The sequence below is a fragment of the Rheinheimera nanhaiensis E407-8 genome (genome assembly GCF_000296695.1).
Classification (GTDB): domain Bacteria; phylum Pseudomonadota; class Gammaproteobacteria; order Enterobacterales; family Alteromonadaceae; genus Alishewanella; species Alishewanella nanhaiensis.
On record NZ_BAFK01000034.1, the window covers coordinates 1 to 25,518 of the forward strand.

General features: G+C 44.5%; 25 protein-coding genes. 9 read left to right on the forward strand and 16 right to left on the reverse strand.

All coding sequences use genetic code 11. The features are described from left to right. The first annotated feature begins 83 nt into the window (after positions 1 to 83). Together RNAN_RS17625 and RNAN_RS17630 are read left to right on the forward strand one after the other, a co-directional pair. The gene (locus tag RNAN_RS17625; RefSeq protein ID WP_008224312.1) at positions 84 to 491 is read left to right on the forward strand and encodes a DUF2787 family protein; all 408 of its coding nucleotides are present in this window, start codon (positions 84 to 86) and stop codon (positions 489 to 491) included. After that, positions 491 to 760, forward strand: a complete 270-nt coding sequence (locus tag RNAN_RS17630) for a helix-turn-helix domain-containing protein (RefSeq protein ID WP_052027318.1) — start codon at positions 491 to 493, stop codon at positions 758 to 760. The genes RNAN_RS17625 and RNAN_RS17630 overlap by 1 nt, the downstream gene beginning before the upstream one ends. Before the next feature lie 156 nt (positions 761 to 916). Here the strand turns inward: RNAN_RS17630 and RNAN_RS17635 are convergent, their stop codons facing one another. Genes RNAN_RS17635 through RNAN_RS17650 form a run of 4 tightly spaced genes read right to left on the reverse strand, consistent with a single transcriptional unit; the run spans position 917 to position 5,967 of the window. Continuing rightward, positions 917 to 2,182 carry an Eco57I restriction-modification methylase domain-containing protein gene (locus RNAN_RS17635; RefSeq protein ID WP_008224314.1) on the reverse strand — a complete coding sequence of 422 codons (1,266 nt, stop codon included), beginning with the start codon at positions 2,180 to 2,182 and terminating at the stop codon, positions 917 to 919. Beyond that, on the reverse strand, positions 2,175 to 3,059 hold the full coding sequence (locus tag RNAN_RS17640) for a hypothetical protein (RefSeq protein ID WP_008224315.1): 885 nt from the start codon (positions 3,057 to 3,059) through the stop codon (positions 2,175 to 2,177). The genes RNAN_RS17635 and RNAN_RS17640 overlap by 8 nt, the downstream gene beginning before the upstream one ends. Next, a complete protein-coding gene (locus RNAN_RS17645; protein ID WP_008224316.1) occupies positions 3,059 to 5,041 on the reverse strand; it encodes an ORC-CDC6 family AAA ATPase in 1,983 nt (660 codons plus the stop codon). Before RNAN_RS17645 ends, RNAN_RS17640 begins: the two co-directional genes overlap by 1 nt. A 2-nt stretch (positions 5,042 to 5,043) precedes the next feature. Beyond that, positions 5,044 to 5,967 (reverse strand): phosphoribosyltransferase-like protein, encoded by a 924-nt coding sequence (locus tag RNAN_RS17650; RefSeq protein ID WP_008224318.1) that lies wholly within the window; start codon positions 5,965 to 5,967, stop codon positions 5,044 to 5,046. Positions 5,968 to 6,389: 422 nt separating this feature from the next. On the opposite strand from RNAN_RS17650, the gene RNAN_RS17655 reads away from it, so the two are divergent. Both RNAN_RS17655 and RNAN_RS17660 read left to right on the forward strand, forming a co-directional pair. Then, positions 6,390 to 7,667 carry a tyrosine-type recombinase/integrase gene (locus RNAN_RS17655; RefSeq protein ID WP_008224320.1) on the forward strand — a complete coding sequence of 426 codons (1,278 nt, stop codon included), beginning with the start codon at positions 6,390 to 6,392 and terminating at the stop codon, positions 7,665 to 7,667. Between the two features lie 12 nt (positions 7,668 to 7,679). Then, positions 7,680 to 8,954: a tyrosine-type recombinase/integrase gene (locus tag RNAN_RS17660; protein ID WP_008224323.1), complete on the forward strand. Its 1,275-nt coding sequence runs from the start codon at positions 7,680 to 7,682 to the stop codon at positions 8,952 to 8,954. 111 nt (positions 8,955 to 9,065) lie between these two features. Here the strand turns inward: RNAN_RS17660 and RNAN_RS19455 are convergent, their stop codons facing one another. The 12 genes from RNAN_RS19455 to cadR form a co-directional block, all read right to left on the reverse strand. After that, positions 9,066 to 9,278 carry a GDCCVxC domain-containing (seleno)protein gene (locus RNAN_RS19455; protein ID WP_081502319.1) on the reverse strand — a complete coding sequence of 71 codons (213 nt, stop codon included), beginning with the start codon at positions 9,276 to 9,278 and terminating at the stop codon, positions 9,066 to 9,068. A 49-nt stretch (positions 9,279 to 9,327) separates the two neighbouring features. Next, positions 9,328 to 9,603, reverse strand: coding sequence for a mercury resistance system periplasmic binding protein MerP (gene merP / locus RNAN_RS17665; protein WP_040552575.1), 276 nt, complete (start codon positions 9,601 to 9,603; stop codon positions 9,328 to 9,330). Between the two features lie 32 nt (positions 9,604 to 9,635). Further along, positions 9,636 to 9,980, reverse strand: a complete 345-nt coding sequence (locus RNAN_RS19000) for a mercuric transporter MerT family protein (protein WP_014951207.1) — start codon at positions 9,978 to 9,980, stop codon at positions 9,636 to 9,638. A 77-nt stretch (positions 9,981 to 10,057) separates the two neighbouring features. After that, positions 10,058 to 10,441, reverse strand: a complete 384-nt coding sequence (locus RNAN_RS17670) for a MerR family transcriptional regulator (RefSeq protein ID WP_040552578.1) — start codon at positions 10,439 to 10,441, stop codon at positions 10,058 to 10,060. A gap of 188 nt (positions 10,442 to 10,629) precedes the next feature. Further along, complete coding sequence (locus RNAN_RS17675; protein WP_008224324.1) at positions 10,630 to 11,007, reverse strand: hypothetical protein; 378 nt, start codon at positions 11,005 to 11,007, stop codon at positions 10,630 to 10,632. A gap of 58 nt (positions 11,008 to 11,065) precedes the next feature. After that, positions 11,066 to 14,173 carry an efflux RND transporter permease subunit gene (locus tag RNAN_RS17680; protein WP_008224325.1) on the reverse strand — a complete coding sequence of 1,036 codons (3,108 nt, stop codon included), beginning with the start codon at positions 14,171 to 14,173 and terminating at the stop codon, positions 11,066 to 11,068. Positions 14,174 to 14,185: 12 nt separating this feature from the next. After that, entirely contained in the window at positions 14,186 to 15,310 is a 1,125-nt protein-coding gene (locus RNAN_RS17685) for an efflux RND transporter periplasmic adaptor subunit (RefSeq protein WP_040552581.1), read from the reverse strand. Beyond that, complete coding sequence (locus RNAN_RS17690) at positions 15,307 to 15,873, reverse strand: hypothetical protein (RefSeq protein ID WP_008224329.1); 567 nt, start codon at positions 15,871 to 15,873, stop codon at positions 15,307 to 15,309. Before RNAN_RS17690 ends, RNAN_RS17685 begins: the two co-directional genes overlap by 4 nt. Positions 15,874 to 15,982: 109 nt before the next feature. Beyond that, positions 15,983 to 16,333 carry a hypothetical protein gene (locus tag RNAN_RS17695; protein WP_008224332.1) on the reverse strand — a complete coding sequence of 117 codons (351 nt, stop codon included), beginning with the start codon at positions 16,331 to 16,333 and terminating at the stop codon, positions 15,983 to 15,985. Between the two features lie 420 nt (positions 16,334 to 16,753). Further along, on the reverse strand, positions 16,754 to 17,107 hold the full coding sequence (locus RNAN_RS17700; RefSeq protein WP_049766853.1) for a YnfA family protein: 354 nt from the start codon (positions 17,105 to 17,107) through the stop codon (positions 16,754 to 16,756). Beyond that, positions 17,082 to 17,990 carry a cation diffusion facilitator family transporter gene (locus tag RNAN_RS17705; protein ID WP_008224335.1) on the reverse strand — a complete coding sequence of 303 codons (909 nt, stop codon included), beginning with the start codon at positions 17,988 to 17,990 and terminating at the stop codon, positions 17,082 to 17,084. The genes RNAN_RS17700 and RNAN_RS17705 overlap by 26 nt, the downstream gene beginning before the upstream one ends. Before the next feature lie 31 nt (positions 17,991 to 18,021). Beyond that, positions 18,022 to 18,435 (reverse strand): Cd(II)/Pb(II)-responsive transcriptional regulator, encoded by a 414-nt coding sequence (gene cadR, locus RNAN_RS17710; protein ID WP_008224336.1) that lies wholly within the window; start codon positions 18,433 to 18,435, stop codon positions 18,022 to 18,024. Positions 18,436 to 18,508: 73 nt separating this feature from the next. Between cadR and RNAN_RS17715 the strand changes: the two genes are divergently transcribed. The 5 genes from RNAN_RS17715 (at position 18,509) to RNAN_RS17735 (ending at position 25,358) form a co-directional block, all read left to right on the forward strand. Beyond that, the gene (locus tag RNAN_RS17715) at positions 18,509 to 19,414 is read left to right on the forward strand and encodes a cation efflux transmembrane domain-containing protein (protein ID WP_011918388.1); all 906 of its coding nucleotides are present in this window, start codon (positions 18,509 to 18,511) and stop codon (positions 19,412 to 19,414) included. A gap of 53 nt (positions 19,415 to 19,467) precedes the next feature. Then, positions 19,468 to 19,833 (forward strand): hypothetical protein, encoded by a 366-nt coding sequence (locus tag RNAN_RS17720; protein ID WP_008224341.1) that lies wholly within the window; start codon positions 19,468 to 19,470, stop codon positions 19,831 to 19,833. 50 nt (positions 19,834 to 19,883) lie between these two features. Continuing rightward, on the forward strand, positions 19,884 to 21,128 hold the full coding sequence (locus RNAN_RS17725; protein WP_008224343.1) for a TolC family protein: 1,245 nt from the start codon (positions 19,884 to 19,886) through the stop codon (positions 21,126 to 21,128). A gap of 78 nt (positions 21,129 to 21,206) precedes the next feature. Next, on the forward strand, positions 21,207 to 22,226 hold the full coding sequence (locus RNAN_RS17730) for an efflux RND transporter periplasmic adaptor subunit (protein ID WP_008224345.1): 1,020 nt from the start codon (positions 21,207 to 21,209) through the stop codon (positions 22,224 to 22,226). A 9-nt stretch (positions 22,227 to 22,235) separates the two neighbouring features. Beyond that, positions 22,236 to 25,358: an efflux RND transporter permease subunit gene (locus RNAN_RS17735; protein WP_040552584.1), complete on the forward strand. Its 3,123-nt coding sequence runs from the start codon at positions 22,236 to 22,238 to the stop codon at positions 25,356 to 25,358. The last annotated feature ends 160 nt before the right edge of the window (positions 25,359 to 25,518 follow it).

The window sequence follows — 25,518 nt, forward strand, 5'->3', positions numbered from 1 at the left end:
CGGCTTAAACCAACACACCAGCATGCGACAAACCCACGCTCATATTTTTAAGTAAACACCCTATCTATTCAGGAGTAAACATTATGCGTATTCAGTACGAGGGCTTAGCTTTGCCTGTAACAAAGCGATTTATCGATGCACTGATTAAAGCCATCGAGCCACACCGAGAGCCACTGGCAGAATTTGTCTGCGTAAACTTTCGGGACCCGAAATACAGTGCAGAAGATGGCGGCTATCACCCGGTTGAGATTCTACTTACCGGCACCAGTGGTCGTTATGACATCTGCTACATCACCGACTTTTGTTATGCCGGTATCGGCGATTGCGCAGAGCTGGTGAAATCTTTGGACTTCGAATTTATCGCTGGCACCTTTCAGGACATGACCGGCTATTACCCTATTGAAGTCGCCAGAGAAATATACCCGATATGGGAAGATAACTTTTTAACTTACTGGCTGGATATGGGGGTTTTTGAGGTGGAGGTAAGCTAATGGAAGCATACAAACCTAAACGGGGTGAAGCACACCTAAAAGCTAGCCCAAAGCGCATTGCACTTGGCAATTGGTTACGGGAGCAGCGAAACGCTAAAGGTCTTACTATGCGTGACATGGCAGCGATCAGTGGCTTACCGCATAGTTACTTTGGCAAGATTGAGCAGGGTATTCGGGGACTAGATATTCTTGAGTTTATTGAGCTTTGCGGGTGGCTAGGAATAGATTACCGCTCAGCTATAAACCAGATCAATAAGCTTCTACTTTAGCTGTGTTTTGGGTTGACACGCGACAGGCTTGTGAAATGCAAGCCTTATTTCATCCAATGCCTGAAGTCAATTTGTATTACAAATAAGCAAGATGGCTAAAATCAACAAGCTCATTCATCTTAAATAACAATCAGAATAAAATTTAACTGATGCTAATCAGGCAGTTTTAACCTGGAGTTTTTCACTAGAAATAACTTTAGGAATTTTTTTATTGCTCAATAAGAGGTTAATTTTTCTTGCAATCTCTATTCTGTCTTCATGATTACCATCTATAAACTTGAGATAATAAATTTTAAATTCATTCTCCAAGCCAATGGGCAGCTGTAACTTTTTCAATCTACGTACATCTAGGTATTTCGCCCCACTGCCCTTCTGTAAAATGTTTTTTACATTTGTATCCTGTAAAAGAACCATTAAGCTAAAAAACATACTAGCTTTGTCAAAATTTTGCTTCGGTGTTATTTTGATAATACAGTCGGTAAAAGGCTGTGTATCACCACTATATATTGACAATGAATCACACAATCCTCTCGACACCCTTTTAATATAAAAATCACCAAAGCAAATCAGATATGGGTTATCTATTTTATGTGAAGACTTAACTGCATCACTCAAAGAGCACTTAGACTGAAGGGCAACATTTGTTGTGTGAAAGTGGCCAGCTGAATTGTAATCGCTAGTGACTTTTCCTCTAGTAACATTAAAAACGCTATCAAACTCTACATAACGAAATTCACTACTCAGTAATTTACTTTTCAATTCAACTTCAGCGTGAATCTCTTCAGCGTCAAAAGACCATGTATCAGTTACCTTACCAACTTCACCAACAATTTTATAACCACTTTGTGATATAAAAACTGTCGGAACAGGCTTAACGTTTTTATCAAAAATCAATACAGAGAACTCCCCCTCTATATCGGTAAAAACGAACTTACTTAGTTTATATGAATATTTTAGCTGGACTTGTTGGCACAACATTTCTCTGAACTTTGATAGCCTGCTGCCCTGAACTACTGAACCGGGCAAGACAAAGATTAAACGCCCGTTATCTTTACACAAACTAATTGATTTCAAGAGAAAAGCAGCTTCAAGTGGCAAAGTTGCACCTTGATAAGTAATACAGTTTTTTCCGTCAAATGGAGGGTTGCAAATTACCAAATCAAACTTTTCTTCTGAGAAATTTAATTCTAAAAAATTTGCGCAAATGACTTCAAGCTTATGTCCACTGAAAAAATTTTTTATATAGGAAACTTTACTTGGATCAAGATCAACAGCTAACAAACTATTTTTTTTAAGGCATATACCATTGATTAAAGCTCCATCGCCGACTGATGGCTCCAAGACGTGGATCGTCTTACGTGGTAAGTGCTTCTTAATAATGCCAGTAACAACATTATTTGGTGTTGGATGGAATTTATACAACTCCGAAAAGATCCTTTGTTATCGTTATTTTAGATATCCCCTTTGTTCTACCAGATTTCCGGACGGGTGCATCCCATAGAACACTGACCTTACCGTCTTCTGAGGTGCAGACAAAGCCCAGAGCTCCAATTGCTTGGGGCTTAGTACCAATCGGTACTAATATAAACTGAAGATTTTGGATTTCACAATAGGAAATAAGCTTCTCAAGCTTTTTTTCTACAACTCTAGAGCTATTTGCACCAGCGAATATAAATCTATCATTGAGTTGGTTTTCACTGATTACTCGAAGATTTGCAAAATAGGAGTACTTTTCCCAATTAATCTTGTAAGAAGGTAAACCAAAAAGTAAATTAACTTCACTCTTTTTAACCTGCAGAGCTTCAAGAGCGTCTGCAAATCGATCGCCTTCATATCCCAAAAGGAACACCACCTGTTTATTGTCTTCCTGCGGAAAAGTTAGAGTAGGAATTCCTCCACCCGCAAACCCCATTCCAGAATCGGACAACAAAAAGTGATCATCTGATTTAGTATACTCTAGAGGCTCTGTATAAATAATTTCAATATTTCTGACATTTGCTTTATAGAGATGCTTTGAAATTAAATATAATTCTGCAACAGTCATTGACGTTGCATCTATGATAACTTTCCTTTTAACGTAGCTTGAAAAAAGACTTTCTAATTGAAAAATTTCAAAAATATTACCATCAACGTCAAGTGTCATTTCATCTGCATTGTAAAAAACGCAGTGCTGAATAATACATTTATGGCGCAAAAAACTTTTAGTTAAAATATCTCTATCGTCATGATGAACCCCAACAAAAGAAATATCCCATTCCATACTAATATACGAAAAATCTGAGTAGTCGATACTATACATTAGTCAAACAATCCCGGTTGGCTATTATCAGAAATTTCAGTTTTGAAGTTAGATCTTTTTTGCTTGGCGTGAATTTCAGAAACAAATGACTCGAAATAATCATTCGATTCAGAGAAAAGCCCTTCTAAATCTCTAGGCGTGAGAAAAATCTTCCTTTTCTTTCTATAACTGATTAAAAACTTAGGAGCGTAAATGGGATCAAGAACCCAATCGTAATCTTCAATGCTATAAGTTGATTTAGTCTTTGTCGCAATAGTTCTATATAACAACCCCCACTTTTCGCACTCCTCTAGTAGCGTTTTAGTGCCCTGTGATAAAGCTGAATCTCCACCTTCAATTGAAAAGTGGTTAATTTCAGGTTCGCTTTGAGGAAGTCTAGATTGTAGCGCTGCGAAAATGTCACCTAATCTCTGCACAAAAGTATATAATAAATGTCCGTATGGTTTAAAGCTTCGGATTTCTTGAAATAATACCTCACTTGTCTTAAGTGCAGCTAAAGCTTGCGTTTCACATTTAATTGTAAAGTTTCCATCTTCGTTAAATAAATATCCAAATGAAAAAGCTGTTCTTGCTAACTCTAGAAAATGTCGAAGATTTCCTTTAGAGAGCGCAATTAAGGTATCATAACCAGCATACAGCAAATTCTCTTGCTTCCTCCTTTTTATTATATTCAAATAACAACCAACGAAGTTATTAGAAATCCAGTTATTAAATTTACTATCTGAACCAGAAGCATAATTCTTTAGTTCATTGTGTACTTCTGAGGGAGTCACACTGTCTCTATTTAATAATGCAACACATACAACTGAAGCTTCTTTAGCATTATTGAAAATAAAATCATCTGCAGAGTAACCTTTTTCGCCTTTAACACTAAGCGCCTGCTCAAGCATATCCTTTAGCTTGTTAAAAAGAATTGGTCTCTCAAAAATATCACATGCCAAATCAGCCTGCGTTTTCCTGGGAAAAAGTTTACTGACAGTGTCAATAATCTCACTTTCGTAGAAACTTTCTCGTCTTTCGTTCAACTTAGTAACATCATTCAGTTTGATACTTAACGCTTGTTTTTCTACTGTTGAAATTCTACTCAGCAAAACCTCACCGGCAAAAACATTGTAATTAGCATCCATCGTATATAAATCTATGTCATATACTATAAAGTCGTCTTTATTTTGTATTGCCTCTCCACCTAATGTATCCCTTAAAGGCATCCCATTTCTTTTACATGCAATCTTGTATATTATTGGCGGTTCTGAATGTTTAATTTGCGTATTAACAACGAATTGCTGATATGGAAGCAGGTTTTCATACTCGTCAATAAAAAGATGAAAATTTGTTTTATCAAAATCTGCGACTCTACATTTGATTCCATTGATTAAATCTTTCAAGATACTTAACGGCAGAAAGTTAATATCAGATAGTTTGTTAGGGTTTGATGCAGCAATCTCAAATCGCCTTCGATGCTTATCAAAAGCCCCCTTTAAAGAACTAAAACTACAAGAAAAATCTTCATCATAGTCACTCAGCTCATTTAAAAAAAGTTTATCACTGTCGAATATTTTGAAAATTTTGTTTATATGATCTATCGCAGATAAAATTTCCAAACTGACTTTTATTACTAAATAATGAGAAAAAGCTTGAAGCCAGACTTGTTCATCTACGCCTCTTTTATTTAACTGTCTTAAAAAAGCAGTTTCAGCTCTCCAGTTCACACCAACGTGCTGTAGTAAACTATTTTTTTCGACATTTTCAAATGATCTGTTGAGTGAAAATTGACTTTGATAGGAAAGAAATCGAAGTAGCATAGTTTTTCCGCATCCTCGTCCCCCTTGGATCACACAGGGCATTGTGCCGAAAAAGTCTATGCTGTCAAAATAGCGCGGCACCACAAATTGCGCCCAAACATCCTGTCCAATATTTTCAGTTCTATTATGTGCAAGGATAGTAGTTAATTTCTGTCCCTGCTCGATGTTATTAATATCCATAATTACCTCTCAAACAACGACATATAATTATCTGAGTTTGCCCAGAGCAGCGGCAGCGAAGCATTCGGAGTAGCATGTTCATAAGCATAGGTGAGGGCTAAACTTCCATAACCTAAACTCATATCACCATCAACTGTCTTCCGCCCTAACCTATCAAGCTTCACTTTCTTTAGATATGAGAAATATACTTCGTTTAATTTTGTCAATTCATCGTCTGTCATCGCAAAATTTTTAGCGCAAAAATTAAAAAAATTATTACTGTCAGAAACCAGCTCAATTGGACACAAAATAATCTCAGGCATTGTTTTTGAAATATTATCAAGACCAACTTCTGTAGCTGTTAATGGACAATAGACCACTTTAAATTTTGATAAATCAACATTTTTTACGACATGATTATTTATAAATTTAATAAACTGATTTCCAGTGCCGACAAAATCATCGACAAATATGATAGTAGATATATCTTTTAACGAACTGATCTGCCATGGCCAATACATTAGTTTGTCATTCACTTTCCCGAGTCTTTTAAACAGCCTAGCGACTAGAGGACCACTCTTAGTTGGAGGATCGGCATCTCGAATAACGGGCACTATTGCAATTTCGTGAGGCAAGTTTTTTCCATAGTTGCAGACTCTTTCTATGTTTCTGAATTCAGCTTCATCACCAGAATACTCGAAGAGGGCTTGCGGTATACTTTTATAGATTGCATGCTCGATTAACGCACTCAAATGTTCTTTAGATCTATAAACTAGAGATTCAAGAATTAATGCAGCTAAAATTTTTTCATCATTCGACTTATACTGCCCAATCCATCTATCAAATTTGTTTAATTCAATACCAGACCATAACCCCAAGTCGATATATTGAGTAGTTTTCTGAACTATCTCAGCATAAAACCGATCTCTATTATCCCTTTCAAACAATTACGTTTCTCCGCTTCTACAAGGATCGATATGCGAAATATCAATTGCTGACTTATATTCATGTACAACCTAACTCGAAGTCAACCAATGAGCACCTTAACGTATAGGCACATTTTAGTAGTTTTAGAGCTTTTTGGGTCATTGAGGGGAAGGAAAATAGCAAGGCGGAAAAATATTGCGAGAAGTGAAAACGCTTCAACAAAAGTTACATATCAGCCTTAATACTGATTAAGAGCTTGTCAATTATTGATTGATTTATTGGTGCCTAGGGCCGGACTCGAACCGGCACGTTGTCGCCAACGGTGGATTTTGAATGAAACACTTGTAGACTCTTGATGCTATTAATTCAATAGCTTAACAGAGAAAATCCTCCACCTTTATGAAAACTTCACAAAAGGTGTTTCGATTTCAGGAGTCTAGTTATGGCAAAAATCCTTGAAAAACACCAGCTTACACCTAATCTTCAAATCCACAAGCAATCTAACTGTTACAACTGGATTGCTCGGTTAAAAATCAAAAACGTCTACCTGTCCCGTTCTACCAAAACCCGTGACTTACCAGAGGCAATCGCAAAAGCTCACCGCCTCCTAATCGAATATGAGATCCGCTTTGAGACGAATAATTTTGTAATCGAATCTAAGCGCTTCTCGTATATTGCCGAAAAAGTCATCCACCAAATGAGAGTAGCAATGGCAACAGGCACCGGAAAAGTCATCTATGATGACTATATTGGTGCACTCAATAAATACCATATCCCTTTCTTTGGTGACACCCACATTACGCGTATCGATGCAGATCAACTTGACGATTTTGACGTGTGGCGTGTCAAAGAGTTAGGCAGGATACCGGCTAAATCCACGATCCAAAACCACAACTCAGCAATGCAAATGGTATTCGATTTTGCGGTCAAACGTAAGTACATGCTGATATCTCAAGTACCGACTCTGGAAAACAAAGGCGCTAGTGGTTCAAGGCGTGCCGCATTCACGGTAGATGAATATGCGCGAGTAAGAGAACAAGTAGTACAGATGGCCAAGGAAGGCAGACGGGAGAAAACCCGCCAACTCCGCGAGTTACTTATAGACTACATGGATTTTGCTATTCTGACTGGCATGCGGCCTGGCTCAGAAATGGATAATCTAACATGGGCTGATTTACACCCTGAACGGGATGACTCGCAGATACGGTTTTATGTCACTGTGAGGAAGGGCAAGACGACAAAATATACCGGCACCCGCGAGATCGTGTGTAAAGCAGCAATAGTCAAAGTGCTGAACCGACTATCAGACCGTTTCCCTGATCGAGTTGGTACTGAGCAGCTGTTCCGTCTCTCTGATGGCTCAACCTCTAAGGAAATGAACAGACATTTCGATAATGCTTTAGAATTGATTGAGTTGAAGAATTCACAATATGGGCAAAGAAGTTTATATTCGCTAAGGCACAGCTACATTACGTGGGAACTGGCAGCACAAAACGTCAGTATTGATGTGTTAGCGCGGCAGTGTGGCACTGGCATTCAAATGATTGAGCAACATTATAGCCACGTCATCCCGAGAATGTTCGGTCGGCAATTGTCCGGGATTGAGCTGGAAACCAAAGAGAGAGTCGTTCGGCAGTTTGAAGACGTAACTTACGATGAGCAGTTACGGCAACGCATGGACGAATGGGCATACAACTATAAGCATCGAGGCTATATCTAGCAGGAGGCAGCGTTGGCGTATCAGGAACGAGTTGCAGTAATGGAGGGGTTATACCTTTATACTCAGACCAATTCAAAGCGCTGGTACGCCCGCTTTAAAGTCGATAAAAAGCACGTTACCTTTTCGACCGGCGAGACCGAGTTAGAAAAAGCGAAAGTTGTAGCAATTGATGCAATGTACAAGCGTCGAGCAGAGATAAAACTTGGTATTGCGGCTGGTGCTCAACCGTTTACCGCACTTGCGAATGAGGTCATTGCTGATCTTGAGGCGTTGATTGATAAAGGCGTTTCAAAGAAGAATAACTCAATCTACAAAGGCATTCTGCTGAACTACCATATCCCATTTTTCAAAGACCAGCGCATAGACCAAATCACGCAGTCTGATATGGACAACTTCCATCGTTGGCGCGAAGTGAAGTTCGGCCGGCAACCATCAAAATCTACTTTACAAAGCCACAATGCTGCTCTCAGTAAAATTTACGACAAGGCATTGAGAAAAGGTCAAATCACCAAATACCATATTCCAGCTTTCGAAACTGACGGCAAACGGCAAGAACGTCGTGCCGCTTTCACATGGGAAGAGTATCGCAAAATCTCTGACTTTATTACTGACGAGATGCAACGGACTAAAAACAAGAAAAGTAAAATGCTGCTGGAGCTGATGGAAGACTACATCGACTTCGCACTGGCAACGGGTATGCGGCCAGGCACAGAGATTGAACACGTACAGTGGCGCGATATCAGCTTTAGATTGGCAGATGGTGTACCAGAAATCACCGTAGCCGTTCGTAAAGGCAAAACCACTTTATATACTGGCACTCGGCAAGTTGTGGTGCGAAGCGACTTTGTGGCTAACCTAGAACAGTTGGTAGAACGCTTTCCAGACAGAAAAGCAGATGACTTGGTATTCGTGCTTGCAGACGGATCAAGCGCTAAAAGTCTCAGCAAGAAATTCACCTATGTTCTGGAAAAGCTGAACCTAAGACAAAGCCCATATGGTGAGCGCACACTGTATTCACTTCGTCACTCGTATATTACTTGGAACCTGAAAAGCAAAGCGGATTACGCAGCACTGGCTAAACAGTGTGGTACAAGCATTGAGATGATTGACAGAACGTATAGCCATTTACTGCCGACTATGTTTCGACAGGAGTTTAGCGGCGTGGTTTATGAGCAGAAAGAACCTGATTCATTGAGACGACGCGAAATCAGCCAGAAAACAAAGAATTCAAACACCAAGAATTACGGCTGGTTAGAACGCAACATCTCTAGCCGTGGATATATTTAGTTTAAGTTAAGGAAGACTCATGATTCATTTAATCCTTGTATTGATTGCAACAGTTTTAATTGTTGCAATTTTTAAGAAAGTTGGGAAAGCTCTCTTTTAACTGACTACTTTTTAATTACAACAACTGTTGCCCTCTTGAATTGGCGGGCACTTCACTGTTCCATATGAGCAATAAACGCAGCAGTCGCCGCTCAAAGGCTTTAGCAGTGATTTACATTTAGTGCATTCATAAAAAAATTGGCATGCAGTGGTTGGCATTTCTTCTTGCTGGCTGTAATCGCAATGTGGGCAAGTAATCGTCGATGAGAGTTCTATTTTCGCCATAGTTTAGTGTTCCTCTGAGGGTTTCAATATCGTTCAACTAGCGACGGCCTTACGACTTCACTAGTGAAGGATAACCAGCATTCTTTGTAGCCTTTGTTAGTGCATCAGGATTTGTTATTTCATCGTCAAATGTTACAACAGCAAGTTTATTTTCAAATGTCACTTCCACTTGTTTAACGCCTTTAACGCGCTCAAGTGCTTTTTCTACTGTTATCGGGCACGTTACACAATCCATAGACGGAACTTCTAACGTAACAGTTGCATCTTTTGCAAACGTCGCCGTGCTGCTTATCAACAATAAAGTTGTAATCAATAACTTCTTCATTTTTCTCTCCAATTAGAGTTAAGTGGTAGCACCTACACGACCCATATGATCCAGTAGTTGCTGGTAACAAAAACAAACGCCAACAGTGTGGTAAACCAAAATACCGCTTTTCGTCGTGTTCTTACCTTTGGGACTGCACAGGCCTCGTCATCCGCACAGTTTTCAACAGGCTGATGTATCTTCCACCCAGCAAAGCCAAATAAAACTACAACCACGAATATAAAAATAGGACGATAAGGGTCTAAGAGTGTTAAATGACTAATCCATGAACCACTTATACCCAATAAAAGTAGAACAAGAGGCCCAGCACAGCAGGCACTTGCACCGATTGCTGCGGCAAGCCCGCCTAATATTGATAGTTGACTACTTTTTGCCATATTTACGTTTATTACACTGTTCTTTTAAGCACAGTATAAACTCCGTATATAGGTACGGAGTCAAGTGATGAGTCATTTCACGGTTGAAGTGACTGAATGATTGGGCAATCTTTATCACTTGGATTAGTTTTACAGTCTGAAATGAGCGAGACAAGACTGTCTTTAAGGTTAAGCAAATCTCTTAACTTATCTTCAATTACTGCAAGCTTTTGTTCTGCGAGTTGCTGAACATCTTCACAATTACCACCACTTAATCTTAATAATGATGATATTTCCGCCAACGTAAAACCTAAATACTGTGCACGCTTTATGAACAATACTCTTGAAAGTGCTTGTTCTGTATATTGCCTGTAACCCTGCATTGGTTTGATGGGTTGTTTAAGTAAGCCTTTGCGTTCATAGAAACGAATGGTCTCTACACCAACATTTGCCTCTTTTGCAAGTTTACTGATTGTATACATTGGCTACCTTTAATATTCTGGTTAATTCAATAATATAAAAAACGTCTAATTAACTCATGCTTCAAAGGAAATATTTGCATATTTATTGAAGTGGATAATACTAACTGTTACCTTAAATACGACAAAATCGCTCGGTAATTAGACCGACATAATCCCTTGGTATTCACACTAGTACATGTTAGTGCAGCTTAAAAACTATAACGCACCGTCATAACTTCTTTGTTTTTGTCAGTCAGCGTCACGACTGCTTTGGCCCCATCCGGAATTTGCACGCCTGAGGCGGTAAATTTACCTACTCCAGCAGTTGCCAACGCGGCTTCTGATTTCTTCCCTGCAGCCAAAACCATCAGCTGACCTGTTAATCCCTCAGTGGCTAAAGGTTCGCCGTGATCATTAACATATAAACTGACGCTGTCAGCTTCCCGTACCAGCTCAAAACTCAAATCGTACTTGCTGTGCACTACACCGCCATGCTGCGGTTTAATATCGCTATGGCTAAGTGCCACTGGTGAAAATAATGTCATAGCACCTACAATGGCCATTACACTTAATAACTGTTTTTTCATAATGTTTCTCTCTGTTTATAAATGACAAACTTATTTCAGGTGTTGTCAAAATACCTGATTACATCAGTTCCTCTGAGCCCTGTTTCAGCCACTTATTAGTGGGCTTCTCACCAAACAGCCAATACAACAAGGGTGTTAATAGGGTATCGAGTAATGTAGAGCTAAGCAGCCCGGCAAAAATCACTACAGCAACCGGGTGTAAAATTTCCTTACCCGGCTGATCTGCTGCCAGCAGCAACGGCACCAGAGCAAAAGCGGTAACCATTGACGTCATCAATACCGGCGCTAAACGCTCCTGCGCACCACGTAATACCAGTGCAGTGCTGAAGATTTCATTTTCATGGCGGCATAAATTCAGATAATGACTAATTTTTAGAATGCCATTTCGCGCGGCGATACCCGTAAGGGTAATAAAGCCCACCACGGAGGCTACCGACAATGGCGTGTTCGTCAGCCACATGGCGACAACCGCGCCGGTAAGGGCCATCGGTAAACTGCACATGATAATACCGGCGAATACCAATGATTGATAACGCACGTACAAGACTAAAAAAATCAGGCTAAACGACAGCACAGATAACAGTACCAATAACTGCATGGCCTGCTCTTGTGCTAAAAACTGCCCCTCTATGCTGACAAAACTGTCTCGTGGTAATGCCGTATCCTCTACTATCGCGCGCACTGCGCTTAGTAAGTTATTCACGTCAACATTTTCGCTATTGGCGTAAATCACTATCCGACGCTGACCATTTTCACGGTTAACCTGATTAGGACCGTCTTGCATTTCTATTTGCGCAATACTTGATACCGGTATAGCGCCTGCAGGGGTATTCAGCAATACACCAGCCAACTCGCTTGGTGTCCGGCGCTGCTCTGGTAAACGTAAAATAAGTGGATAGCGCTTCACACCATCAATAATGTCCGTGATATGTGCACCGTCGGTCAACATGGCCAACTGGCGCAAAGCGTCACCGGGTGTCAGGCCGTATTGTGCCAGTTTAGCCTGGTCAAGCCGTACCGCCAGCTGTGGGATCAAGACCTGTTTTTCCACCGTGACATCAACCAAACCCGGAACATTAACCAGCTGCTGTCGCAACTGTTCAGCACTAATGCGCAAGTTGTCTAAATCATTCCCAAAGACTTTAACGGCCAGTTGTGCCCGTACGCCGGATAATAAGTGATCCAACCGGTGCGAAATCGGTTGCCCAATGGCCACCTGAGCTGGCAGTACCGACAGTTTCTGTCGGATCTCTGCCAGCACTTCATCACGCTGGCGATCTGATGGGATCAAATCGACATCAATTTCAGAGGAATGCACCCCTTCGGCATGCTCATCTAACTCTGCCCGCCCGGTGCGCCGCCCTACCTGACTTACCTCTGGCACGGATAACAGTAATGTCTCCGCCAACTGCCCCATTTGGTTGGCCTGCTGTAACGAAGTGCCAGGTTGAAATAGCACACCCAGTACCAGTGAGCCCTCGTTAAAGGCAGGCAAGAAAGCGCGGGGTAATGCCACTGCAGTAACAACAATCAGCAACATAAAACCTGAGGCTGTAGCGATGATCAATTTTGCTTTTGGTAAGGCCCAGCTGAGCCAACGCTTTTGAACGCGTTTTAGCATTTTGAGTAACGCGCTATCGTCTTGCTGCAATTGTTTCATCTTCGGCAGTAAGTAATAACACAGCACCGGTGTGAGCGTCATCGATACCAGCAATGACGCCAAAATTGCCACTATGTAAGCAATACCCAGCGGGGCAAACAACCTACCCTCAATGCCCGGTAAAGCAAACAGCGGCAGAAAAACCAGAATAACAATCGCGGTGGCGTATACGATACCGGAGCGTACTTCCACACTGGCACGCCAGATGACCTGCAACACCGGCTGCGGTGAAAGGCTGTGCACATTTTGCTTTAAACGGCGCAGAATATTCTCCACATCTACCACGGAATCATCGACCAGCTCACCAATGGCAATCGCCAATCCGCCTAGCGTCATCACGTTAATAGACAGCCCAAGCCACTGAAATACCAGGATTGTCACAGCTAACGATAGCGGGATTGCCAAAAGCGAAATCAACGTGGTACGTACAGATAACAAAAAGATAAACAGCACAATCACCACCATAATGGTGCCATCGCGCAGTGCTTCGGTAACGTTATCAACCGACGCGGTAATAAAATCGGCCTGGCGGAATAGCACTTGCGGTGCAGCCAATCCTGCAGGCAAGGCCGAACTCATCTCATTGAGCGCTTGCTCTACCGCTGCAGTCAATTGCACCGTATCAGCGCCGGGTTGCTTTTGTACATTTATAACCACAGCGGGCATGCCATTAAAGCCACCATCGCCGCGCTTAACGGCAGCGCCATAGCTTACCTTCGCCAGTTGCGCCAGCTTCACGGGTAAGCCGTCATGCCAACTGACGGCAAGTTGGCTTAGCTCTTCAAGACTTTGGGTGCGGCCAAGATGGCGGATTAAATATTCACGATTGCCAAGATCAACAAAGCCTCCACCTTTATTAGCTGCAAAATCGGTTAATGCCTGTTGCAGTTGCTCAAGGCTAACCCCCAACTGACGTGACTTCGCTGTATCCGGCTCTACCCGAAGCTGGCGTACTTCACCGCCAATGGCAATCACCTGAGAAATACCGGGCAACGCCAATAGGCGTGGCCTTAGCACAAAATCGGCATACTCTCTGGCCTGCATCGGTGACGCACTGGCATCAGCAGAAAGTGGCAGCGCCAACAGCATGATTTCGCCCATAATGGAAGACACCGGCCCCATCGTCGGCACGACATCAGCTGGCAGCTGGGCACTGGCCAGGCTCAGCCTTTCCGCCACCAGTTGCCGGTTACGATAAATGTCAGTATCCCAGTCAAACTCAATGTACAAAATGGATAAACCAATCCCTGAGGTTGAACGAATGCGCGTTACCCCGGTAACGCCGTTTAACATATTTTCCAGTGGAAAAGTGACCAACTGCTCCACTTCTTCTGGCGCCATGCCACCAGCTTCTGTCAGCACAGTGATAACCGGTTTGTTCAGATCAGGAAACACATCAACCGGCAACTTTGGCGCTTGCCACAGGCCATAACACAACATCATAAGTGCTGTGGCGATAACAAAGATCCGATGGCGCAGGCTGGCACCAACTAATGCAGTAAACATCGTTATGGCTCCTTAGCGCACTTGGTTAAGTAAGGAAGCGCCCTGCACTACCACCCGGTTATCTTCGCCCAAGCCTTGTTCAATCAGCACATGCTCTGGGTCCAGCACCTTATATTGCACCTGCTGCGGTAAAAAGCGCTCTGCTGACAGCTTTATCCATACCACCGGCATATTGGCTTTGTTACGTACCACAGCCTCTGCTGGCAGCACAATGCCCTGCTGTTGCTGCTTTAGCCTGGCGCGCAGTCGCACCGGCTGTTGTAGAATAAGTGGCACACTAGAGGGGGAGGAGTCAGCAACCGGTTCAAAGTACAAGGGTATTTGCCCTTGCTTTAACCTGGCGCCGAAACCGGTAAAGCGCAGATTGATATCAGCAGCATGCTCCAGCACAGCCGAATCAATATCTGATGCCAAATTAACGTGGGCGGTTGACGCTTCAATCAGCACCTGAGTCGGGTCAATGATTTCAAACAGGGTTGTGCCTGCTTCTACCCATTGGCCACGACTAATATTGTCACTGTGTACTATGCCTGACATCGGCGAGAGCAACACCTCCGGCTTTTCTAAGCCTCGCTGCAACAATTGTTCTTGCTGCTGTAAACGCCGCAACTGAGTTTGCAGCTGTTCTAATTGTTGTTTAGGCGCTAAATCACCCAGCGCCTCAAGCCGCCTAATGTCACGCTGTACTTGTTCTGCATCAGTGCGCAGCGCTATAAGCTCACTGTTCTGGCTGGCAAGTTCATAAGCCGTGTCCTGATAGCGGATATACCCCAGCACATCACCGGCCTTAACACGCTGACCTGAAACCGGCAAACCATTCGGTCCTATATCTAACCGGCCATCACTACTTGATTGCACCAGCGCCCGGCCAGACGGATGATGCCGAACAACGGCATCTAATTGGATATGCTGTGCTGTGGTACTGCGTTTGGCAAACTGAGTAAAAATGCCCAGCTGTTGTTGGTCCGCCATCGGCATTTGTACCGAGCCATCGGCCTGTCGTCCCATTCCATTGACGTGTGTAGGCGTGGCTTCTGTCAGATGCTCGCCATCGGGGCCATGAGCGCCGGGCGCTGCCATAACCGGCAAGCTGCAAAGTATCAATAAACCTGCGAAGACGAGTTTGATATTTTTCATTTTGCAGCTCCGCGACGACCAAACAGCACACCAGAAACAAAAAGCAGCACCCCCACAGCTAACGTCCACCACGGGAAGTGATCATGATGGTGTTCGTCAGGCGTTTCGTCATGTGATGTTGCAGCGGAGTGCGCCAAACTGGCCGTTAATAAGTCAGCGTTATCAGCGGTAATGATGGTCAGGACAATTTCGTGATTGCCATCTTGCTGTAACCTGGCCAACAGAGCCGGATCTTCGACAAGATAATGATTTTTATCAGCGATAAACTCTGCGGTACTGCTCAGTTCAGCCGTTTCAAGCTCGATTTGTGCATCAGCCACAGGGCGATTGCTTTGATAGTCATGCAGGTATATCACTAACGCATTGGGCTTTATTTCCCCCACCAGCTCGAATGCCTCACTAAAGGTTTCAAAGCGTGGTAGTAAGGAGAATTGTTGGCTGGTCTCTGTCGTCAGATGCTCACCATCAGGACCATGTGCGCCAGGCGCGGCATATAACCACTGCACATTTAATGCGAAGCAAATAAACAAGTACGGCATTAACCGACGAAAAAATACAGCCATAACAGATGGCCTGCGGGAAAGCGAAGTCATAAAAAATCCTGAAAGTGAAATACAACCCAAAAACCCGTTGGTAAGACAACGGTGTTTTAATGCATTAATGATTGCAATTTCAGGCTCTTGGCGGAGGAGTTATGCGGTGTAAAAAGGGGTCAGGTATAAATTGCGCACAGCAAATGTTAGGGATAGTTTGCACATCAGTATTTTTCAGCGAGCTAGGCTCAAATAATGCAGCGGCAGAAGCATTCAAATCGTATGCAACATGGCTGCGAGCTTCAGCAGAGAATTCTAATTGAATTTTTGCTGGATCTTCAGCGTCATGGCTGTGTGGCTCGCCCCAGAAATGCAAAGCATCATGCGACAGCGATTCAACGTTATGTGCTTTTTCCGGATAAAGCGATACGCTCAGCGCTTGAAAGCTGAGAGTAAACACCATCAGAAATAACACGATTTTACGAAACATTATGGCCTTCTTCATACGTTGCGATTTTAGCTTATCACGAAAACATTGGCGGTAAGAGCAAATTTTTTGAGCTTAAATGTTGATGTAAAAATTCAGGTAAGCCAAAGTGCTGCGGTTGCTTATATTTTCAACACGGACTAGAACACTAAATAGCAAAATAACGTTAGCATTGAAGCCCTTTCGTACTTTGCACTTTAATAGTGATTAAAGTGCAGCTTTTTAACTGAAATAGTAACAAAGCGTACACCTTGTAAAAAAATAGGTAAATCAGGCACTGCTGTAACCATTTTTGTGGGCGACTAACATTTGATACACAATGTATTCTGAAAAATTCTTAATCAAGAACAGAAAAACCATTGCTATAAATGATAAAAGTACCTAAGTCTTTCTTTTCGTAATACCGTGCTCAAAACAAATTGTTTATCTCGGCGCAAACATTATCACTGCCATGCCTGCGAGCATTAGCCCGACGCCAGCCAGATCCCAGCGGTGTGGTTGAATGCCATCTACTCCCCACAACCAGACTATTGCTATTGTCACGTATACTCCGCCATAAGCCGCGTAAACACGTCCAGCAGCCGTTGGGTGAAGCGTTAACAACCAGGCAAATAATGCCAGACTGATTGCAGCAGGTAACAGCACCCAGGCTGAAGCTCCTTTTTTCAGCCACAAGTAAGGCAAATAGCAACCGACAATTTCTGCTATTGCAGTAATGATAAATAAACCTAACGTTGTAATGACGGTCACTTCACTGCACCTTATCCGGGACTTCATCCCGACAATGTTCTTGTGTTAACTCCAGTTCTATCGTGGTATGTGCTAAATCAAACTGCTCCAATGCGTTAGCAATACGCAGCTTAATATCGGCATAATGGTTTGCAGTAAATGCCTTGCTGGCATTGGTTACCACATGTGCGGTGAGTACATGATGTTCACCATCAAGCGACCAGAGATGCAGGTGATGAATGCTGTCTAACTCATCAATCTTCAGCAAAGTATCTTGGATTTCATTTTGCAATTTGCTGTCTGGCGCGGCTTGCAGAAATAAACGCGCAGTTGTGCTGAGGTTTCGTAAAACATTAACCAAAATAAATAAGGTGAAACCAATAGAAAGCAAAGGGTCAAGGATAGGCCAATCCACAAATTGCAACACAATAGCCACAACCAAAACTGCAACCCACCCAAGAACGTCTTCAAGCAAATGCCAATTCAGCACTTTTTCATTCAGTGTATTTCCTTTACTCAAGCGGTAAGCGGCAAAGCCATTGACTGCAACACCCAGCACAGCTAAAGCCAGCATTCCCTCTGTCACTGGCATTACCGGGTTAGCCAGCCGCGGTATTGCCTCAGTCAGTACCCAAACCGATCCGACAATCAATACCAAGCCGTTAATTAAGGCGCCAAACAATGACAATCTGCGGTAGCCGTAAGTAAATTGTCGGTTTGCAGACTTTCGGCCAAGCCGGTTCAACAGCCATGCACTGCCAATAGATAAGCTATCACCCAGGTCATGCACTGCATCTGCCATAATTGCTGTGCTGTTGGTTAACCAACCGCCGATAAACTCAATTATGGTGAAACCCACATTAAGAAAAAAAGCCATAGCGATCCGGTTGTCGCTGTCGTCTTTGATATGTGAATGGTTGTGCTGGTGCATTAAGACTCACCTATTTATTGCTGATAACAACTTAGTTGGTTTGACTAACGGCTTCATTCAGTTGTTTTAAAATACCACAGTGCTCTACCGTGCGCTTCGAGTTGCAGCTAAGACGTAAAGCCTTTAGTTGTTTATTAAGCTGCGTTAAATCCGCTATGCGACGTTCTACCTGTTCGATATGCTGTTCAATCATCTGATTAACATCATCACACTGCGACATTGGCGAGTCATTCAAACTCAGTAACTGACGAATTTCTGCCAAACTCAGATCTAAACTCCGGCAGTGTTTAATAAATAGCAGTCGCTCGATGTCGGCCTGATCATAGAGACGAAAATTGCCATCACTACGTATTTTCGCCGAAAGAAGCTGCTCCTTGTCATAGTGACGGATAGTTTGAACAGAACAGCCGGAGATTTTTGCCAGCTCACCAATTTTTATTATCATGCTGCGGCCTATTGACTCTATAGTTACTATAGACTTTAAACTATGTTCCATAACAACCCAAGGTTTATCGGTTATGAATCCAAAATGCTGTTCCAATGATAAGTGTAGCGAAACGGGCAACAGTGAAAATAGCGCCGTTGATGCACCTGATAAGCATGCAAAATATGCCTACCTTAGTGAATTTAGGGTGCCTAAAATGGACTGCCCTGCCGAAGAGCGTTTGATCCGTATGGCGCTGGAAACAGTTGAGCCTGGTGTTCTGTTACAGTTTGATATCCCACAACGGCAGGTTCGCGTTTTTCACACAGTTAATGCCAATGAAATTACACCAAAAATGCACAGCTTAGGGCTGGGCGCATCGCTGACAAAGACCGGGCCGGTGAAACACGAAGAGGTAACGCAGGCCAGACAATCCACAGCATCAGGTTCGCAGCGTGAGGGGTTAATTTTAAAGTGGTTGCTGGGCATTAACGCGGTGATGTTTGCAGTAGAGTTTGTGACCGGTTGGCTGGCCCAATCAACCGGGTTAATAGCTGACTCTCTGGATATGTTTGCCGATGCAGCGGTATACGGGGTTGCGCTATACGCAGTCGGGCGTAGTAGCAAGGTTCAATTAAACGCCGCACAGCTTGCCGGCTGGCTGCAATTGGCTTTAGCCTTAGGGGTGATCAGTGAGGTGATACGGCGCTACCTGTTTGGTAGCGAGCCTGTGTCGACGTTGATGTTAATTATGGGCGCTATTGCTTTGGTTGCTAATGTGATCTGTCTTTCGTTAATTCATCAACAAAAAGAAAGCGGCGCGCATATGAAAGCCAGTTGGATTTTTTCTGCAAATGACGTTATCGCAAATGCAGGGGTGATTTTGGCCGGATTATTAGTCACCTGGACCGGATCACGCTATCCGGATCTGGTAATAGGGTTCATCATTGGATTAGTTGTACTCAATGGTGCGCGCAGGATTTTACAGCTAAAAGCGTAGCTTGTTGTTAAGTCGCAATAGCGCTACCATAGCGCTAACTTACTGAGGGATTTATGTTAGGTCGTACATCAGGCTTATTATTACTGTTGCTGACTATGCTGAATCATGCCGTGATGGCCTGTGATGCGTTAGTTATGCATTTGCCCGATCATGCCCATACCTACACTGACCTGCAACATGAACACTGCCACTCAGATACCCTTTTCGACGTAAGCAGTGAGCAAGTCACTGCACATAACGTTGAACATAACTCTGAGCATGATACCGACGAACACAGTAATCATGCTCATGTCACCTGCTATATCGCTTTTTTTCAGGGCATGGAGGTGCTTAACTTCCGTGACAGCGTTATAGCCGCTACCCAACCAGGGTTAAACCTCATTAGCTATCGCCCACCGGTGCCGCCGCCAAATATCTGATCCTGCTTGTTTATCCTTTTTATTAACGATTAACTTTCAGGAGCATACCCATGCGTATGACACTAATGCTGCCAGCAATACTGGCGGCGGTATTTTGCGCGCTTCCGCTATGTGCCGAGCCGCAAGCACTGACATTACAACAGGCAATAGATAAAACGCTGCAACACAACCCTCAGCTGCATCAGTTTAAATTTACGCAACAGCGTCTGTTTGCAGAGCGTGATTTGCAAAGCCTTAAACCCGGTTATCAACTCGGTGTAGAGCTTGAGAATGTTGCGGGCACCGGAGAGGCCAGAGGGCTGGCCGGTGCTGAGCTGACAATCGCCTTATCTTCCGTGATAGAGCTGGATAATAAAGCTCAATGGCGCGCTGCGGTAGTAGACGCCAGGCTCAATACTCTTGAATGGCAGCAACAGGCGCAAACCCTGGATGTGCTGGCAGAGCTTACCCGCAATTATATTAATCTATTGGCCAGCCAGCAGGAATTGACACTGACAGAAGAGGCCGTAGCGCTCTCAGAAGCCCTGCTGCAAAGCGCTGAAAAACGTGCTGCCAGCGGTGCCTTGTCAGATGCTGAAATCATGCGGGCAAAGGCGCAACTGGCGCAGGTTCAGATCGGGCGGGACGCCCTGTTGCAGCGCATTGAGCGGCAAAAAATAGCCATAGCACGTTTTTGGGGTGATACCAGCGCCAACTTTAACGTTGTGGCAGGTAACTTGTTTGCTTTTGGCCAAAGCCGCCCTTTTGCTGAGCTGTATCAGCGGCTGCAACAATCGCCGGCGTTAACCATTTTTGCCTCTGAACGTCGGTTAAAAGACGCTGAAGTGCGACTGGCACAAAGCCAGAATCGCGCCGATCTGAGTTGGCAGGTAGGGGTAAGACGCTATCAGGCCAGTGATGATACAGGCCTTACCTTTGGTATCTCAGTGCCGTTATTTGCTGAACGTCGCAATAGTGCAGCCATCGAAGCTGCGCTGGCAGAGCGAAACAATGTCGAGTATCGACAGCAGGATAGCTTACTGATCCTGCATGAACGCTTGTTTGATGCGTACTCGCAACGGCAGCAATTTATTACCAGTCACCAACAGTTGGCGCAGTACGTGATCCCCAACCTGGAACAAGCGCTGGATCTTACGCGTGATGCATATCAGCGCGGGCGCTCAAATTATCAGGATTGGCTTAATGCCCAGCAAGAATTGTTGCAGGCAAAAAGACACTTACTGGAAACCGCCACTGCGGTGCTATTGAGCCAGGCGACGATTGAACAGCTTACCGCCGAGCCGGTAACGCAGTAACTGACAAGATTATTGCCCCGCTGCCGCACTTCATTAACTGTGCGACGTGGCAAACAGAATATACAGGAAGATAGCATTATGAAACCACATGTAACACTGGCAATGTTTATTGCAGCCTGGCTGATGCCGATGCATGTAATGGCCGCCAATGAGCAAGAACAAGCTCACGTCCATGCCAAAGAACAAGCGGTAAAGCCGCAATCTGACACTAAGAAAAATGAAGAGCACAAAAAACATGAAGAACACAGTGAGCATGAAGGGCACGACGAAAACGACGAGCATGAACACAACGAAACCCTAAGCAGCCGCATTAGTGATGATATGGCTACGGCAGTTAATATTGTCACAGACCGTGCTGACAGCCAGCGATTACGCCAACATCAGGTTGTTTATGGCAAGCTTAGCGCTGATCCAAACCGCATCAGCCATGTTAATGCCCGTTTTCCCGGTATTCTTACCTCGGTGAAATTCTCGCTGGGTGACAGCGTAAAAGCAGGCGATGTACTGGCCGTTGTCGAGTCAAATGAGAGCTTAAATACCTATACCATTAAAGCGCCAATTGACGGCGTTATTATTCAGCGCAGCGCCAATGTTGGTGAAGTCGCACAGCAGCAGACGCTGTTTAGCATTGCTGATTTTGGCGGCCTGTGGGCAGATTTTCGCCTGTACCCGTCACAACAAGATGCTGTCGCGACAGGACAAAAAGTGGTCATTATGGCCGCTGACACTGAGATTAACGGCGTAATTGCGCATATCATCCCATCATTAACCCAGCCCTATCAACTGGCCAGAGTTAAGCTGGATAACCGTGACGGTAAACTGTCGTCCGGGCAATTGATCGAAGGTGCTGTGATAAGCGGTGAATTCAACGTTGAACTTGCCGTTAAAAAATCGGCCATTCAAATACTGGACAATAAAAGCGGTGTCTTCGTGAAAAATAATAGCGAATATGTCTTTTCCCCATTGCAGCTTGGCCGTAGCGACATGGATTATGTCGAAGTGATTGCCGGTTTAAAGCCCGGCCAGTTGTATGTCACTACAAACAGCTATCTGTTAAAAGCGGATATTGAAAAATCTGAAGCCGAGCATGATCATTAAGGGGGCACTATGATTGAATCCATGTTGCGCCTGGCTATTGCGAGGCGGTATCTATTTTTAATGCTGACACTGTTGATTATTGCCATTGGTAGCTGGAGCTACCAACAGTTACCGATTGATGCAGTGCCGGATATTACTAACGTTCAGGTACAAATAAACACGGCGGCACCGGGTTATTCGCCACTTGAAGCAGAGCAGCGTATTACCTATCCGGTAGAAACTGCCCTGTATGGCTTACCCAATTTAAGTTATACCCGCTCATTGTCACGCTATGGCTTGTCACAGGTAACGGTGGTGTTTGAAGAAGGCACGGACATCTACTTTGCCCGCAATTTAATCAACACCCGGTTAAGCGCTATCAAGGATATGTTGCCTGAGGGCATAGAGCCTGAAATGGGCCCTATTTCAACCGGTCTTGGTGAAATCTTTATGTATACGGTGCAGGCCAAGCCGGGCGCGCTGCAACAAAATGGTTCACCTTACGATGCCATGGCACTGCGGGAAATCCAGGACTGGATAATAAAACCTCAGCTGGCACAGGTTAAAGGTGTGGTGGAGGTAAACAGTATTGGTGGCTACAACAAGCAATACCATGTGTTACCCGACCCACTGAAACTGCTTAATTATGGCCTGAGTATTAAGGATGTTGAACTGGCCCTGCAAGCCAACAATGACAACCGGGGTGCCGGTTATATTGAACGTGAGGGCATGCAACTGCTGGTACGCTCGCCCGGTCAGTTAACCTCTCTGGATGACATTGCTAATGTCATTATTACGCAATACGACACAATACCGGTAAAGCTGAGTGACGTTGCCGATGTTGCCATTGGCAAAGAGCTGCGAACCGGTGCGGCAACTCAGGATGGTAAAGAAGCTGTGCTGGGTACAGCCATGATGTTAATTGATGAAAACTCACGCACAGTGGCACGCGATGTCGCGCAAAAGCTGGAGCAGATCAAAAGCTCTCTGCCAGAGGGTATTATTGCTGAAGCCGTATATGATCGCACCACCTTAGTGGATAAAGCCATTGCAACCGTCAGTAAAAACCTGCTGGAAGGCGCATTACTGGTGATCGTAGTGTTGTTTATCCTGCTGGGCAACCTGCGGGCGGCGTTAATCACTGCGGCGGTGATCCCGCTATCAATGCTGATGACCATTACCGGCATGGTACAAGCCGGCGTTTCTGCCAACCTGATGAGCCTGGGTGCGCTGGATTTTGGCTTAATTGTTGATGGTACGGTGATTATTGTCGAGAATGCGGTTCGCCGCCTGGCGCAGGCACAGCACAACGGCCGTATCCAACCGCTAAAAGAGCGCTTAAATACGGTGTATCTGGCAACTGCAGAGGTTATCCGGCCCAGTTTGTTCGGTGTGGCCATTATTACTATCGTGTATATTCCTATTTTTTCGCTGACCGGTGTCGAAGGTAAAATGTTTCATCCTATGGCAGCGACTGTGGTGATGGCCCTGTTATCCGCTATGGTGTTGTCGCTGACCATTGTGCCTGCCGCTGTGGCGGTGTTCTTAAATGGTAAAATCAGTGAAAAAGAAAGTGCGGTCATAAGAGGCGCTAAAACCCTGTACGCACCGCTATTAGCGCTGGCACTCAAATTTCGCTGGCTGGTGATTGGTTTGGCCAGTGCTCTGGTTGGTGTGTGTCTGTGGTTGGCGACCACGTTGGGGGCAGAGTTTGTGCCTCAGCTTGATGAGGGCGATATCGCTTTACATGCCATGCGTATTCCGGGCACCGGCTTAGAACAAGCCGTTGCAATGCAGGAAATTCTGGAGCAGAAGATCAAAACCTTTGCTGAGGTTGATAAAGTGTTTGCCAGAATTGGTACCCCAGAAGTGGCGACCGATCCGATGCCACCCAATGTGGCTGACAACTTTGTGATATTAAAACCGCGCAGTGAATGGCCCAATCCGGATAAAACCAAAGCCCAATTGGTCGCTGAAATGGAGGCTGCTTTGGCGACATTGCCGGGCAATAACTATGAATTTACCCAACCTATTCAGATGCGTTTTAATGAACTGATTTCCGGTGTACGAGCTGATCTGGCTATTAAGGTATTTGGCGATGATTTAGATCAGCTGGTTACAAGCGCTAATCAAATTCTGCAAGCCGTCAACAAGGTGCAAGGTGCTGCGGATACTAAAGTGGAACAAGTCACTGGTTTGCCAACCTTGTCGGTGATCCCCAACCGAACTGCGCTTGCCCGTTACGGCTTAAATGTGGTTGAACTACAGGACTGGGTATCAGCGGCAATTGGAGGTACGTCGGCCGGTATTCTGTATGAAGGTGACAGACGCTTTGAGCTGATTGTGCGCTTGCCGGAAACCCTGCGTCGCGATCTGGACAAACTGGCGGTGTTGCCGGTGCCATTACCAAATGGGGACTTTGTACCGTTACAGGAAGTGGCTACCTTAGATGTGTCGCCTGCGCCGGCGCAAATTAGTCGTGAAAATGGCAAACGCCGGGTAGTGGTAACCGCGAATGTGCGCGGGCGAGACCTTGGTAGTTTTGTAGAAGAGGTAAAGGCCCAAATCAACCGTGACGTTACATTACCAGCCGGTTACTGGCTGGACTATGGTGGTACTTTTGAGCAGCTGGAGTCCGCCAGTCAGCGCCTTAGCATTGTGGTGCCTGTTACGTTGCTGCTGATTTTAGGTATTCTGGTGATGGCTTTTGCGTCATTTAAAGATGCGTTGATTATCTTCAGCGGTGTGCCGTTGGCGCTCACCGGTGGTGTGTTGGCCTTGTATTTGAGGGGTATGCCTTTATCAATCTCTGCTGGCATTGGCTTTATCGCCTTATCAGGCGTAGCGGTGTTGAACGGTCTGGTGATGCTGAGCTTTATTCGCGATCTCTGGCGTGAGAAAGGTGACTTGCTGTTAGCGATAACGGAAGGCGCGCTTACCCGGTTGCGCCCTGTGCTAATGACCGCTTTGGTCGCGAGCCTCGGTTTTGTGCCGATGGCGATTAATATTGGCACCGGTGCTGAAGTGCAGCGCCCGCTGGCGACAGTGGTGATTGGCGGTATTATTTCGTCAACCTTGCTGACATTGTTGGTATTGCCCGTGTTATATCATTGGGTGCACAAAAACGATAACCGCAAACAGCAAACGGAATAATCATTAACCTGCTTCGCTGCAGCATTGGGCTGCAGCGAAGAACGTTTTGGCAATAGTATGGGTGTTTATGCTAATACGATTAAAACGATAACCGCGTAAATAGTCAGGCGTATTAGAGGGTGTTCAATATTCTGTGTCAGCCTGGTCACAGGTCAATATG